This is a genomic window from Pseudomonas sp. S3E12 (genome assembly GCF_001702295.1).
GTDB classification, from domain to species: domain Bacteria; phylum Pseudomonadota; class Gammaproteobacteria; order Pseudomonadales; family Pseudomonadaceae; genus Aquipseudomonas; species Aquipseudomonas marginalis.
The window spans coordinates 26265-39586 of record NZ_MBDT01000010.1 but is presented as its reverse complement, the minus strand read 5'-3'; the positions used below and the strand labels follow the sequence as shown (position 1 = coordinate 39586).

Below are 13322 nucleotides of genomic sequence, written 5' to 3'. Positions count from 1 at the left end.
CCTCTTGGCTAAAAACAATCAGGCAGACAGCCGCCAGATCATCAGGGCGATGCCGATGTCCAGGCGGTCATAAGCGTTATCCAGTGTCAGACCGCACAGGGCTTCGATGCGCTGGACACGGTGTGTCAGGGTATTGCGGTGCAAGGCCAGGCGCTGGGCGGCAGCCACAAGGTTACCATTCTCGTGAAACCAGGCTTCCAGGGTTGGCATCAGGCTGGGGCCGTGGTGCAGGTCGTGACGCAGCAGCGGCCCCAGGCGTTCATTGAGGAACTGGTCGAGCAGGGCGCGATCACGCACACCGCTGAGCAGCTTGAGCACGCCCAGTTCGTCATACACGCATAGCCCGGCACGCTCGCTGAAGCGTCGTGCGGCCACCAATGCCTGGCGTGCTTCGTCCTGCGCCTGGGCCAGGCGCGCGGGTGGGTGTGCAGCGGCGCTCAGGCCGATAAACAATTTCAGCGGCGCCAGGCGCAGGTTGAGCGGGTTCAGCCAGTTGGCCAGTTGCTGGCGGTTGACCAAGGCCGTGACGGCATCCGGTGCCGGCAGCAGCAGGGTCCATTGTCCGGCGCGCCCCAGTACCGGCAGTACCGCCGATAATTGACGCAAGCGCCGACTGATAGCGTCGTGTTGTCGCGCCAGCTGTGCCTCCACCTGTGCCGCGTCCCCCTGGGCAAACAGCAGCTCACTGCCTTCCAATTGCAGTTGGGCGACCTGCCAATGCCCGGCCAGTGGCATATTCAATTGCACGGCCCGATGCAGCAGCAAATCCAGGGATTGATAATCCCCGCTCAGCAAGCGCTCCAGCACGTCGTGCCGCGAGCGTCCCAGTTGCTCGGACTGGATCAGCGCCGAACCAATCGCCTGGGTCACCAGCACCATTTTCAGCGAGTAGGGCTGTTCGATCAGCGGCATGCCGGCGGCTTCGGCGGCGTCGAGCAAGCGCTGGGGAATCGCCTGGATATACGCCGCTCCCGTCAGGATCACCAACCCGGCCACTTGGCGCTGGCAGGCTTCGTCCAGCAGTTGCAGGAGGTTGGCCTCATCCCGTGGGTGGTTGATGCCGGTGACGAACACCAATTCACCGCCCAGCACCCACTCGGCGATCCCGCTGTTTTCCGCCACATAAGGCCAACGCACGACGTTATCCAGGGCGGCAGCCCCGGCGCGCAGGCGCATGGATTCCAGCCCCGGCAACGCCAGTACCTCCGCAATGGTCAGGCTCATGCCCGGGCATCAGCCAAAGGCACGCGCAGCACGGCGGTGAGCGCGACGTAGGTCAGCGACGCGGCAGCGATGCCCACCAACGGCGCGACCCACGGCGAGTTGAACGCCAGCACGGTACCCACCGCGTACGCCACCAGCCCGGCCCAGTTGAAGGCTGGCAGGCGCGCATCCGCCAGGCGCGGGTAGTGGCCGCGCCAGCGGTAGAAGAAGTCCGCCATGATCACCCCGCCAATCGGCGGAATCACCGTGCCCAGCAGGATCAGGTACGGCACCAGCATGTCGTACATGCCCAGCAACGCCAGCAAGGTGCCGATCACCGCACCCGCCAAGGTCACGGTTTTGCGGCGCTTGGTGCGCAGCAGGTTGCAACCGGCCACGGCGAAGTTGTAGATGGTGTTGTCCTGGGTGCTCCAGATATTGAGCAGCAACATGGCCATTGCCGCCATGGCGAAGCCTTGCAGCAGCAACACTTCGACCACGTCGGGCTGTTGGTAGACGATCGCGCCATAGGCGCCGATCAGCACCATCAAACCATTGCCGATAAAGAACCCGATCAGGCTGGCCAGCACCGCGACCTTGGCCGAGCGGGAAAACCGCGTCCAGTTGGTGGCCTGGGTGGCGCCGCTGACAAACGTGCCGAACACCAGGGTGATCGCCGTGGACAAATCCAGCTCGCCGGTCGGCACCACCGCCAGCAGCCCGTCCAGCCCGCCGACTTTCACCGTGGCGACCCACATCGACAGCAACAGCAACAGGCCCATGGCCGGCACCGCAATGTAGGAAAGAATCTCCAGCCCGCGATAGCCCACGTAGGCCGTGGCGCAAAACACCAGGCCGAACAGCACCATCAACGCCAGCACGCTGCCCTGGCTCAGCTCGAAATACTTGCCCAGCACCACGGCCGCCGTGGCGGTGCCCCAGGCGTACCAGCCGATCTGGGTGAACCCGAGGATCAAGTCACTGAGCTTGCTGCCCACCTCGCCAAAGCAGAAACGGCCCATCAACACCGAGTTCAACCCGCTCTTGAACGCGATGTAACCCAGGCCTGCGGCGTAGATACCCAACAGCAGGTTACCCAGGGCCACCACGCCGAGCATCTCGGTGAAACTGAACGCCACCCCGAGCTTGCCGCCGGCAAACATGGTCGCGGTAAAAAAGGTAAAGCCCAGCAGCACCATGGCGGTCGACGCCAGGCCTTTGCGCGCATGCATGGGGACTTCGCTTAAGGGGTAATCGTTGCCCGGTTCTTGCTGCGTCATGTGCGTGCTCCCTGAATGAGTGACGCAGGCCCGTTGCACCGGGCGTGCCAAATCACCGGCAGTGACAGGCGCACGGTCGCCGCTGTGCACCGTGCACAGTATTTATAGCCAAACAGGCGGGGAACGCAGGCGGGAGTGTTCGTTGTGCCCAGTCGGGCACGAAAGCGGTGCAGCAGTGATACAAATTGGATCAGTCGAACAGCGTCTGCGTGGTCTCGCCGCGATGAAAGGCGAACGCCGCCTCCAGATCACTTTCGATGGTGCGCCCACGGGACAGCGGCGGCAGGTCGTCCAGGCTGAAAAAGCCCACCTCGGTGGTCTCGAACCCGGCCACTGGCGCCAGTTGATCCACCCGTTCACACAGGAAATACAACTTGTAGAAATCCCGCACATCCGGCCGGTACAGCCCCTTGGCCTTGTGGGTGACGCTATACAGTGCCCGCGCAGTAACATTCAGTCCGGCTTCCTCGCGAATTTCCTTGATGATGTTTTCCGCCGCCGACAACCCGATATCGGCATAACCACCGGGCAGCGCCCAGCAACCGTCGGTGGCCTCGCGCACCAGCAGAATCCGCTCACCCTCGATCACCGCGCCACGCACGTCGATCATCGGCGTCGAATAGCGCTGGGCGAAATCCGACACCAGCCCGGTGATGCGCTCCAGGGGCACATTGCCCAGCTGTGCCAGCATGCTGTGGGCAATCTCGGCGATTTCTTCCAGGCGTTCGCGCTCGAAATCATCGGTGCAAAAGTGCAGCCCCGTGGAGGCCAAGGCTTGCAAGCGTTTGGCCTGGGCCAGCCAGGTAGTTTCCATGGACATCTCCTCGGTCGCGAAGAAGGGCAAGGGTGGAAGGGTGCTACGGGAGGTACAAAAAAACCACCGCAAGGGTGGTTTTTTAACAGCGCAGGCTTACTCGCCGCGATAGATGCAGCCACTGGTGCAGGTCTCGTGGATGCGGATCGCACTGAGCTCCGGCAGCAGCGGCTTGAGTTCAGTCCAGATCCACTTGGCCAGCACTTCGCTGGTGGGGTTTTCCAGGCCTGGGATGTCATTGAGGTAGTTGTGGTCGAGGCGTTCGTAGAGCGGCTTGAAAATCGCCTTGATCTCCGAGAAGTCACGAATCCAGCCTGTATGGGGATCCAGGTCGCCACTCAGGTGGATCGCCACCTTGAACGAATGCCCATGCAGGCGCCCGCACTTGTGGCCTTCCGGTACGTGGGGCAGGCGGTGGGCGGACTCGAAGGTAAACTCTTTGAAGATTTCCACAGTATTTTCAGCTCGGTCAGGTATCTGGCAGGCGGCGAGTTTAACAGCTTGATCCCATGCCGCGCATACCGCTGGGTCAAAGCGCCTGCAAGCGCTCGCCCAGGCCACCGTTATCGGCCAGTTGCAGAAACTCATCCCCCAGTCGCCGGCTCTCGCTCATCGCGGTTTGCCAGTACTTGTTGCGGCTCGGGTCGTCGCCCATGAAGCGCTTGAAGTCGCTGCGGTCCGGCAGTTTGCCGTGGGGCAGGCGGGCCAGGTAGTCCTTGGACGGCGCCAGCAGCAACACATCCTGCAAGCCGTGCGGGTTGCTGCGCCGCCATGGCAGGCCCTTGTCGAACCAGCCGGGGATGACCCGGTCGGTGAAGTGCGGGTACAGCACGATGTCGTCGCCGTGGTAGGGCAGGTCGAGGTGGTAGTCCAGCAGGCCGCCGTCGCGGTAAGTGCCGGTGCCGGCTCCGGGCAGGTCGCGCACGCCTTGCATCACCATGGGGATCGATCCGGACGCCAGCAGCGCCTGGCGCAGGTTGCCCATGTCCAGCGCAAGGAAGCGCGAGGGGAAATCCTTCAGCGGGTGCACCGGCGGTGCCTGGCGTGGGTCGTGGATGATCAGCCGCTCGAAATGCCGCGCCAGCCGTGCACGGCCGCGCAGGTTGTCGGCAATCACCGAGGACAGGCCCAAACCCAGGCGCCCGCGGTGGTCATCGGCGAGCAGGCCGTGGCTCTTGACCACCATGATGTTCAGTCGGTAGTCGGGGTTGTCCAGCACCCGCGCATCGCGGCCGGCCAGCAGGTCGTCGAGCATGCGCTGGCAGCTGCGGCTGACTTCGGCCATGGTCACGCCTTTGGCAAAGCGTTGTTCGTTGTACAGGCGGCCGAGGTCCAGCAGGCCTTGCACCGGGTCGGGCAAGCAGGCGCTGGCAAACCGCCAGGAACCGATCGATGCACCGATCAGCGCCCGCTCCCGTGGCGCACGCGGCAGCCAGTCGCCGAACAGCGCCAGGTCCAGGCCCTGGATCCCCAGCGCCTTGGGGCCGCCGGCCGCTCCGGGGAGTATGCCGACATCCGCAGGCTTGAGGCCCTGTTCGCGAATGCGCGCAAAGGCGCGTTTGCCGGCCTTGAGGGTCAGGGCGGGGAACTTGATGTGGATGGCTGTCATACCGGTCTCTGTTGAAGCGAGGTGCAGGCGCAAGCGTGCTCGCGAAAAACGTTCACGATACCGCGTGAATCCTGAATAAGCATCGTAGCCTGTCGCACGTGCTGGAAATTGCCATGGTGGCAATTCAGTTTCAGTTAAGTTGCAGCCGCTACCGTGGCCGGTGTAGGAAAAACATCGTGTAACGGAGACTCATCATGAAACGCCTCACTGCTCTGGTCGCCGCCGCTATCATCGCCTCCACGGCGACCCACGCCGGAGCCGTGGAACCCGACAAACCACTGACCGTGCCCGCCACTGTTACAATTGTCGCGTTCGACCAGCTCGAAGCCACAGCCCAGGCCCTGCACCCCGGTTCAACACTGCTGGACACCGACCTGGACGAGGCTTACGGCAAGTATGTCTATGAAGTCGAACTGCAAGATGCCGACGGCATTGAATGGGAGGTCGAATTGGACGCGCTCACCGGGCAGGTTCTCAAGAATCATCAGGATACGTAATGAAGGTAAATTTACGCGCCGGCAGTCGAGTGGCGTTGGTGCTGGTGGTGTTCTGCTCAGGCTTGCAGGCCCGCGACCTCAACCAGGACGAAGCCTTGGCGCTGCGCCAGCAGGGGGTGATCCTGCCTCTGGAGCACCTGTTGCAGCAGGCCATGGCGCGGTATCCCGGCTCGCGCCTGCTGGAAGCCGAGCTTGAGAAAAAGCACGGCCAATATGCCTACGAAGTGGAACTGGTGACCACCGACGGCGTGGTGCGCGAGATCAAACTCGACGCCACCAACGGTGTACTGATCAAAGATGAGGAAGACTGATGCGCCTGCTCCTGGTGGAAGACAACGTACCCCTGGCCGATGAACTGCTGGCCGGCCTGCAGCGCCAGGGTTATGCCGTCGACTGGCTGGCCGACGGCCGTGACGCCGCGTATCAGGGCCGCAGCGAACCCTACGACCTGATCATCCTCGACCTCGGCCTGCCCGGTTTGCCCGGCCTTGAGGTGCTGGCGCAATGGCGCGCCGCCGCGTTGGCCACCCCGGTGTTGATCCTCACCGCCCGTGATTCCTGGGCCGAGCGTATCGAAGGGCTCAAAGCCGGTGCCGACGATTACCTGAGCAAACCCTTTCACCCCGAAGAGCTGCACCTGCGCATCCAGGCACTGCTGCGCCGCTCCCACGGGCAGGCCAACCAACCCACCTTGCAGGCTGCCGGCCTGCACCTGGACGAAGGCCGCCAGTGCGTGCTGCGCGATGGCGACGAGATCCAACTGACCGCCGCAGAATTTCGCCTGTTGCGCTACTTCATGCTGCACCCCGAACAGATCCTCTCGAAAAGCCACCTGGCCGAGCACCTGTACGACGGCGAGACCGAGCGCGACTCCAACGTGCTGGAAGTGCACGTCAACCACCTGCGCCGCAAACTCGGGCGTAGCGTGATCGAAACCCGGCGCGGCCAGGGTTACCGGTTTGGCGCCAGCCCTGCATGAAGTCGATTCAGCGCCGCCTGAGCCTGGGTCTGATCAGCGTGATGGTGATCGTCGGCGTGGTGCTGGCGCAAACCAGCCTGTGGTTGTTCGAGGCCGGTTTGCAACGCTACCTGGAAGCCGGGTTGCGCAACGATGCCGAGAACCTGCTGGTCGCCCTGGTACGCGGGCCCAACGGTGTGCAACTGGATGAGCAGCGCCTGTCGCCGGCCTACCAGCGACCGTTTTCCGGGCATTACTTCCGCATCGATTTTGCCGACACTCACTGGCGCTCCCGTTCGCTGTGGGACCAGGAATTGCCCCGACTGCCCGAGGCCGGGCTCAAGGGCAACCTGCAATTGGGCCCCGAAGGCCAGCAATTGCTGGTCCTGCGTTCGGACTACAAGCGCTTTGGCCAATCGATTTCCATCAGCGTGGCCCAGGACTACACCCCGGTGCGGGAAAGTTTTCGCCTGATGCGTCGGATCGGCCTGGTGTTGGGGCTGGCGGCACTGCTGCTGGTGTTGTTTTTGCAGCGAGTTACCGTACGTCGTGCCTTGCGCCCGCTGGAAAACGCGCGTAACCAGATCGCCCAACTGCAACAAGGCCAACGCTCGCAACTCGACACCCAGGTGCCGCTGGAACTGGAGCCACTGGTCGCCCAGATCAACCACCTGCTGGCCCACACCGAAGACAGTCTCAAACGTTCGCGCAATGCCCTCGGCAACCTTGGGCATGCGCTGAAAACCCCGCTGGCGGTGCTGTTGAGCGCCGCCTCGAGCGAGGCGCTCAAGGATCACCCCGAACTGAGCAAACTGCTGCGCGAGCAATTGGAGCAGGTGCAACAACGCCTCAACCGTGAACTCAATCGCGCCCGGCTGGCCGGCGAAACCCTGCCGGGTGCCTTGTTCGACTGTGAACAAGAACTGCCCGGCCTGCTTGCCACCTTGAACATGATCCATGGCGAACACCTGGACCTCAGCTACCACGTCGCGCCGGGGCTGCAATTGCCCTGGGACCGCGAGGATTTGCTGGAGCTGCTCGGCAACCTGCTGGACAACGCCTGCAAATGGGCGGATGCCGAGGTGCGCGTGAGCGTCAGCGAGACGCCGCACGCTTACCTGCTGGCGGTGGAAGATGACGGTCCCGGCATTCCCGAGGCCCAGCGTGACCAGGTCTTCAGCCGCGGTGCACGCCTGGACGAACAGATCGACGGCCATGGCCTGGGGCTGGGGATCGTGCGCGATATTGTCGAGGTGTGGGGTGGGGTGTTGCAGTTGCAGGAGAGCGAGCTGGGCGGGCTCAAGGCGCTGATCGAATTACCCAAACGCCATGGCTGACACGCCGTAGATCAAAATGTGCGAGGGTGCTTGCTGTGGCGAGCGGGCTTGTCGAATCGTCGCACCGCCCGCGCTGGGCTGCGCAGCAGCCCCAATGGATCTCCAGTGAACCCGTCGGGGGACAAGCCCCCTCACCACAGTAAGCCCCTCCCACATTGGACTTGTCTTCGACCCTCAGACGCGGAACTGGTCCATCAACCCCTGCTGCTGATTCGCCAGGCTGTTCAATGCCTGGCTCACCCGCGCCGACTCATTGGCCTGTTCCGACAACGACTCGGTCACATCGCGAATGGTCGCCACATTGTGGTTGATCTCTTCGGCCACCGCGCTTTGCTCTTCGGCGGCGCTGGCGATTTGCAGGTTCATGTCGCTGATCACCGTGACCGCATCGCCGATCTGGCGCAGGGCGGTAACGGCCTCGCCGACCTGTTCGACGCTGCCCTGGGCCTGGCGATAGCTGTTGCCCATGGAGCCGACGACCTCTTCGGTGCCGCTCTGCAATTGTTCGATCACCAGGCGGGTTTCCTCCACCGACTCCTGGGTACGCCGTGCCAGGTTGCGGACCTCGTCGGCGACCACGGCAAACCCTCGGCCGGCCTCACCGGCGCGGGCGGCTTCGATTGCCGCGTTGAGCGCCAGCAGGTTGGTTTGCTCGGCGATGCCGCGAATCACTTCGAGCACGGAGCCGATCTTCTCACTGTTGGCGGACAAGCCTTCGACCTGGGCCATGGCGGTGCTCATATCGGCCGCCAGTTGGCCGATGTTGGTGGTAGTGCGGTCGATCACTGTCAGGCCGTCGCGGGTAGCCTGGTCGGCATCCCTCGCGGCATGGGCCGCCTGGGCGGCGCTGCGGGCCACGTCCTGGGCGGTGGCGCTCATTTCGTGGGAGGCGGTGGCCACCTGGTCGACCTGGCGGTACTGCTGCTCCATGCCGGCGCTGGTTTGCGTCGCAATCGCGGCGGACTGGTCGGCGGTGCCACGGGCGTCCTGCACCGAGCGTTTGACTTCGGCAATGATGGGTTGCAGCTTATCGAGGAAACGGTTGAACCAGCCGGCGAGCTGGCCCAGTTCGTCCTGTTTGTCATACGCCAGGCGGCGGGTCAGGTCGCCTTCGCCGCTGGCGATGTCTTCAAGCATATGGGCCACGCCGAGGATCGGTCGGGTCACGCTGCGGGCCATCAGCCAGACCAGGATCAGGCCGATCACGGCGGCCAGCAGGCCCAAGCCCAATTCCAGCAGGGTGCCGCGGGTATTATCGGCGTCCATCTGGGTCTTCAGTGCTTCAGCCGGCCCCACCAGGACTTTTTCCGGTACATCCAGCAACACGCCCCATGGCTTGCCGTCGGGAATCGGCGCGAACGGCGCCAGCACCTTGAGTTGATGGTCGGTGCGCAGGCTGCGGGTCTGTGTCCCGCCGGCCAGGGCGCTGATCAATTGCGCGCCGCTTTGCGTATCGACCTGATCCAGGCGTTTGCTCAACTGGCTGGCGTCCGCGCTGTAGCCGGCAAGCAAACCGGTGGGGCTGAGGATGCTGACCTGGGTCTGGCCGTCATACAGCTTCTGGCTGGCCTGCTGGCTCACGGCCTGCAGGCTGTTGAGGTTGATGTCCACCGACAGCGAAGCGATCACCTTGCCATTGACCGTCAACGGAAACACGATGCTGGTCATCAGCACGTTTTGCCCGTCGATCACATAAAAGTACGGTTCGATCACACACGGCTTGAGGGTGCTGCGCGGGCAGGTGAACCAGGCGTTGGCCGGTTCGCCGCTGGGGCCGACGCGGGTGTCGGACATGTCGCTTTCCGGCAGTGCCATCGACGTCAGCGTGCCCGGCGTCGGCTGCGACCAGTACAGGGCGAAGCGGCCCTTGTCGTTGCTGCCCAGTTCGGCCTGGCCGGCGAACAACTCATCCTTGCCATCCAGCGCATTGGCTTCGAATACCAGGGACAGCCCCAGCAGTTCCGGGTTGGCCTGCAGGGCGGCCTTGACCTGGCGGGTCAGGTCTTCGCGGGTGTCGAAGGCGTCGAGGAAGCGTTTTTCGGCTTGTTCACGCAGGAACAGGACCTGGCGGGAAAACCCATGCCCATATTGGTAGGCGTCCATGAATTGCCGGCGGATGCCCGCGGCCTGCACCTCACCTTGGGCCTCGATGCGAGCCTGGGCCGCTTCATCGAGCATCTGCATGCTGGAAGCCTTGACCTGCTCGGAACTCTGCACCATGCGGTACAACGACAAACCCACCAGCAGGGTCACGATCCCCAGCAGGCACAGGCCGGCGAGCAGGGTGATTTTCCATTGAATGGAGAGCTGTCTGAGGGACATCGGCACATCCTTACCTGAAAACACATAGAGCCCGGTTATCGGCCGATCTGGCATTTTCTTTATTCATACGATCAATTTAAACCTGAAAGCGGCGCCGCTTTTTGACATGGGGCGCGACCTGCTGCACAGTGCGCGCCCTCTAATAAGACCTCCTTCAAGCCTGCACGCCGGCTGCCATCCGATGGCCGCCCGGGCGCGGGCATGCCTGTTTTTATGTTTCTGCTTGAGGTAACCATGATTAACGCAGTCATCGCCGCGGTCGGCACCATGCTGGTGCTCAGCCTGTCCCGCGTGCATGTGGTCATCGCCATTATTGTCGGCGCCCTGGTGGGCGGCCTGACCGGTGGCCTGGGCATCGAGGCCACGCTCAAGGCGTTCAACGGTGGCTTGGGAGGGGGGGCGACCGTGGCCTTGTCCTACGCTTTGCTCGGCGCTTTCGCCGTGGCGATTGCCAAGTCCGGCCTGGCCCACGCCCTGGCGGACAAGGCCTTGCTGCTGGTCGACCGTCAGGAAGCCAGCGGCGGCAACCACGTCAAATGGCTGCTGATCGGCCTGCTGTGGGTGGTCGCGATTGCGTCGCAGAACATCCTGCCGATCCATATCGCGTTTATCCCGTTGCTGGTGCCGCCCCTGCTGTATGTGCTGACCAAATTGCAGTTGGACCGCCGCCTGATCGCCTGCGTGATGACCTTCGGCTTGATCACGCCGTACATGTTCCTGCCGGTGGGCTTCGGCAATATCTTCCTCAACCAGATCCTGCTGGCCAACGTGGCCAAGAGCGGCGTGGACATCAGCCAGGTCAACGTCACCCACGCCATGAGCCTGCCGGCGCTGGGCATGGTGGTCGGGCTGCTGGTGGCGGTGTTTATCAGCTACCGCAAGAAGCGCGTGTATGACCTGGAGAAAATCGAGCGGGTCGAGCAAGTGGCGGTGCAGTACAACCCGCTGACCCTGCTGGTGGCGGGCCTGGCGATTGCCTCGGCGTTCATCATACAGTTGTGGCTGGACTCGATGATCATCGGTGCCCTGGCCGGGTTCCTGATCTTCTCGGTCTCGGGCATCGTGCGCTGGCGCGACACCGACGACCTGTTTACCGAAGGCATGAAGATGATGGCGATGATTGGCTTCATCATGATCGCCTCGTCAGGCTTTGCCGAAGTGCTCAAGGCTACCGGCGACGTGCGCTCGCTGGTGGAAACCTCGGCGGCGTTCATCGGCCATAGCCGTGGGGTGGGGGTGTTGTTGATGTTGCTGGTGGGGCTGCTGGTGACCATGGGCATCGGCTCGTCGTTTTCCACGGTGCCGATCCTGGCGGCGATTTTCGTGCCGCTGTGTGTACAACTGGGCTTCAGCCCGCTGGCCATCGTGTGCATCGTCGGCACCGCCGGGGCGCTGGGTGATGCCGGTTCGCCCGCCTCGGACTCCACCCTCGGCCCGACCTCCGGCCTGAATATCGACGGCCAGCATCACCATATCTGGGACACCGTGGTGCCGACGTTCCTGCACTACAACCTCCCATTGCTGGCGTTTGGCTGGTTGGCGGCGATGACGCTCTGATCTACAGATTCACCGGCGCTGGCCGATAACCTCTCAAGTCGCCCAATAAGAGAGAAAAGCCATGCGTCTGAGCCTGAAGGCCAAAGTCCTGTCCCTCGCCGTTGTGCCGGTGTTGCTGTTCGCCGTGGTCATCAGCCTGACCACCGTGTGGATCCTCCAGGGCCAGGCGCGCAACGAGGTGGATGAAACCCGCCAGCGTCTGCTCAACGACGCCAAGGCCACCCTGCAAAGTTATGTGGAAGTGGCCATGACCACCATCAAGCCGCTCTATGACGCCGCCGCCCCGGGCGATACGGCGGCGCGGGCCGAGGTGGTCAAGCTGCTGTCCAACACCCGCTATGGCAAGGACGGTTACTTCTTCGGCTACGACTCCGAGACCATCCGCCTGTTCAAGGGCAACAGCCCCGACGGCGTGGGCAAGAGCTTCAAGGACAACCGTGATCCCAACGGTGTCTACGTCAACCGCGACCTGGTCAAGGTCGGCAAGGACGGCACCCACTACCTGCAATACAGCTCGACCCAGCCCGGCCAGACCGAACTGGTGCCCAAGATGGGCTACACCGAATACCTGCCCAAGTGGGACATGGTTATCGGCACCTCGGTGAACCTGGATGGCATCGAAGCCCAGGTGGCGGTGGTCGAAGCCAAAGTGAAAACACGCATGGAAGGCGTGCTGCTGAGCATCCTCGGCGTGGCCGTGGTAGTGTTGCTGGTGATCGCCGCCGTCGGCATGCTGCTGGCCAACACCATTTTGCGCCCGCTGCATTTGATGAAAGCCAACCTCGACGACATCGCTGCCGGGGAAGGCGATTTGACTCGCCGCCTGGCCATCACCAGCCAGGACGAACTGGGCGACCTGGCTGGTGCGTTCAACCGCTTTGTCGACAAGATCCATGGCCTGGTGCGCCAGATCACCGAGATGACCACCCAACTCACCGGCCTGGTCAGCCAGGTGTCCGACCAGGCCCAGCGTTCTGAGCAGGCCATGGAACGCCAGCGTCACGAGACCGACCAGGTGGCCACCGCCATCAACCAGATGTCCTCCGCGGCGCAAGAAGTGGCGCGCAGTGCCCAGGGCGCCTCCGTGGCCGCGCAACAGACTGATGCCGAAGGCCAGGCCGCCAAGCGCGTGGTGGACGGCAGCATCGCGCAGATCCATGCGCTGGTGAATGACATCCGCAGCAGCGGTGTGTCCCTCGACAGCCTGCAGCAGGACGTGTCGTCGATTGTCAGCGTGCTCGGCGTGATCCGCTCGATTGCCGAACAAACCAACCTGCTGGCCCTCAACGCGGCGATCGAGGCCGCGCGGGCAGGGGAGGCCGGGCGCGGTTTTGCCGTGGTCGCCGACGAGGTGCGCGCCCTGGCCAGCCGCACGCAAACCAGCACCCAGGAAATCCAGGGCATGATCGACCGCCTGCAAAAAGGCACCGAGGCGGCCGTGGATGCCATGCGCCGCTCCAGCGATGCCGGCGACGGCACCTCGGCCAAGGCCAACGAAGCCGGGGCGTCCCTGGACACCATGGCCCAGTTGATCGGCACCATCAACTCGATGAACGCGCAGATTGCCAGCGCTGCCGAAGAACAGACTGCCGTTGCCGAAGAGATCAACCGCAGTGTGCATCAGATCGCCGTGGCGGTGGACAGCGTGGCCGATGAAACTCAGCTGGGCGCCCAGACGTCGCGCAGTCTGGCGGACCTGGGTCAACGCTTGGGCCAATTGGTCGGCCAGTTCAGGATCTGATTCT

Annotated in this window: 12 protein-coding genes and 2 pseudogenes; 7 read left to right on the top strand and 7 right to left on the bottom strand. The window is 63.5% G+C overall.

What is annotated here, in order from left to right; translation table 11 throughout:
- Positions 1–18: 18 nt before the first annotated feature.
- The 5 genes from BB029_RS12425 to BB029_RS12405 form a co-directional block, all read right to left on the bottom strand.
- Positions 19–1224, bottom strand: coding sequence for a PucR family transcriptional regulator ligand-binding domain-containing protein (locus tag BB029_RS12425; protein ID WP_065939379.1), 1206 nt, complete (start codon positions 1222–1224; stop codon positions 19–21).
- A complete protein-coding gene (gene codB, locus BB029_RS12420) occupies positions 1221–2483 on the bottom strand; it encodes a cytosine permease (RefSeq protein WP_065939378.1) in 1263 nt (420 codons plus the stop codon). The genes BB029_RS12425 and codB overlap by 4 nt, the downstream gene beginning before the upstream one ends.
- A gap of 190 nt (positions 2484–2673) precedes the next feature.
- The gene (locus tag BB029_RS12415; RefSeq protein ID WP_065939377.1) at positions 2674–3297 is read right to left on the bottom strand and encodes an NUDIX hydrolase; all 624 of its coding nucleotides are present in this window, start codon (positions 3295–3297) and stop codon (positions 2674–2676) included.
- Between the two features lie 96 nt (positions 3298–3393).
- Positions 3394–3750 carry a 6-carboxytetrahydropterin synthase QueD gene (gene queD / locus BB029_RS12410; RefSeq protein WP_003237990.1) on the bottom strand — a complete coding sequence of 119 codons (357 nt, stop codon included), beginning with the start codon at positions 3748–3750 and terminating at the stop codon, positions 3394–3396.
- 76 nt (positions 3751–3826) lie between these two features.
- Positions 3827–4906: a hypothetical protein gene (locus BB029_RS12405; protein ID WP_065939376.1), complete on the bottom strand. Its 1080-nt coding sequence runs from the start codon at positions 4904–4906 to the stop codon at positions 3827–3829.
- Between the two features lie 194 nt (positions 4907–5100).
- Here BB029_RS12405 and BB029_RS12400 point away from each other — a divergent pair, with 194 nt between their 5' ends.
- From BB029_RS12400 to BB029_RS12385, 4 genes are read left to right on the top strand one after another with little or no spacing between them, the layout of a single operon-like run.
- Positions 5101–5403 carry a PepSY domain-containing protein gene (locus tag BB029_RS12400; protein WP_065939375.1) on the top strand — a complete coding sequence of 101 codons (303 nt, stop codon included), beginning with the start codon at positions 5101–5103 and terminating at the stop codon, positions 5401–5403.
- The gene (locus BB029_RS12395) at positions 5403–5714 is read left to right on the top strand and encodes a PepSY domain-containing protein (protein WP_065939374.1); all 312 of its coding nucleotides are present in this window, start codon (positions 5403–5405) and stop codon (positions 5712–5714) included. Before BB029_RS12400 ends, BB029_RS12395 begins: the two co-directional genes overlap by 1 nt.
- Positions 5714–6382, top strand: a complete 669-nt coding sequence (locus tag BB029_RS12390) for a response regulator transcription factor (protein ID WP_027603141.1) — start codon at positions 5714–5716, stop codon at positions 6380–6382. Before BB029_RS12395 ends, BB029_RS12390 begins: the two co-directional genes overlap by 1 nt.
- Positions 6379–7698: a sensor histidine kinase gene (locus BB029_RS12385; protein ID WP_065939373.1), complete on the top strand. Its 1320-nt coding sequence runs from the start codon at positions 6379–6381 to the stop codon at positions 7696–7698. The genes BB029_RS12390 and BB029_RS12385 overlap by 4 nt, the downstream gene beginning before the upstream one ends.
- Before the next feature lie 174 nt (positions 7699–7872).
- On the opposite strand, the gene BB029_RS34195 is transcribed toward BB029_RS12385, so the two are convergent.
- Both BB029_RS34195 and BB029_RS34190 read right to left on the bottom strand, forming a co-directional pair.
- Entirely contained in the window at positions 7873–8628 is a 756-nt protein-coding gene (locus tag BB029_RS34195; protein WP_371263343.1) for a methyl-accepting chemotaxis protein, read from the bottom strand.
- A 102-nt stretch (positions 8629–8730) separates the two neighbouring features.
- Positions 8731–8877, bottom strand: a pseudogene (locus tag BB029_RS34190) (HAMP domain-containing protein); the annotation flags it as partial.
- Positions 8878–10257: 1380 nt separating this feature from the next.
- On the opposite strand from BB029_RS34190, the gene BB029_RS12375 reads away from it, so the two are divergent.
- The 3 genes and pseudogenes from BB029_RS12375 to BB029_RS34180 all read left to right on the top strand — a co-directional run bounded on the left by BB029_RS12375 (position 10258) and on the right by BB029_RS34180 (position 13318).
- Positions 10258–11577 (top strand): Na+/H+ antiporter family protein, encoded by a 1320-nt coding sequence (locus BB029_RS12375; RefSeq protein ID WP_168166809.1) that lies wholly within the window; start codon positions 10258–10260, stop codon positions 11575–11577.
- Between the two features lie 61 nt (positions 11578–11638).
- A pseudogene (locus BB029_RS34185) lies at positions 11639–12460 on the top strand (cache domain-containing protein); the annotation flags it as partial.
- A 36-nt stretch (positions 12461–12496) separates the two neighbouring features.
- Positions 12497–13318: a methyl-accepting chemotaxis protein gene (locus BB029_RS34180; protein ID WP_371856068.1), complete on the top strand. Its 822-nt coding sequence runs from the start codon at positions 12497–12499 to the stop codon at positions 13316–13318.
- The last annotated feature ends 4 nt before the right edge of the window (positions 13319–13322 follow it).

What these genes read in the sequence shown, in the direction of transcription:
- BB029_RS12425 (WP_065939379.1), bottom strand. Translation starts at nt 1,224, where the DNA reads ATGAGCCTGACCATTGCGGAGGTACTGGCGTTGCCGGGGCTGGAATCC.
- codB (WP_065939378.1), bottom strand. Translation starts at nt 2,483, where the DNA reads ATGACGCAGCAAGAACCGGGCAACGATTACCCCTTAAGCGAAGTCCCC.
- BB029_RS12415 (WP_065939377.1), bottom strand. Translation starts at nt 3,297, where the DNA reads ATGGAAACTACCTGGCTGGCCCAGGCCAAACGCTTGCAAGCCTTGGCC.
- BB029_RS12405 (WP_065939376.1), bottom strand. Translation starts at nt 4,906, where the DNA reads ATGACAGCCATCCACATCAAGTTCCCCGCCCTGACCCTCAAGGCCGGC.
- BB029_RS12400 (WP_065939375.1), top strand. Translation starts at nt 5,101, where the DNA reads ATGAAACGCCTCACTGCTCTGGTCGCCGCCGCTATCATCGCCTCCACG.
- BB029_RS12395 (WP_065939374.1), top strand. Translation starts at nt 5,403, where the DNA reads ATGAAGGTAAATTTACGCGCCGGCAGTCGAGTGGCGTTGGTGCTGGTG.
- BB029_RS12390 (WP_027603141.1), top strand. Translation starts at nt 5,714, where the DNA reads ATGCGCCTGCTCCTGGTGGAAGACAACGTACCCCTGGCCGATGAACTG.
- BB029_RS12385 (WP_065939373.1), top strand. Translation starts at nt 6,379, where the DNA reads ATGAAGTCGATTCAGCGCCGCCTGAGCCTGGGTCTGATCAGCGTGATG.
- BB029_RS34195 (WP_371263343.1), bottom strand. Translation starts at nt 8,628, where the DNA reads ATGGAGCAGCAGTACCGCCAGGTCGACCAGGTGGCCACCGCCTCCCAC.
- BB029_RS34180 (WP_371856068.1), top strand. Translation starts at nt 12,497, where the DNA reads ATGACCACCCAACTCACCGGCCTGGTCAGCCAGGTGTCCGACCAGGCC.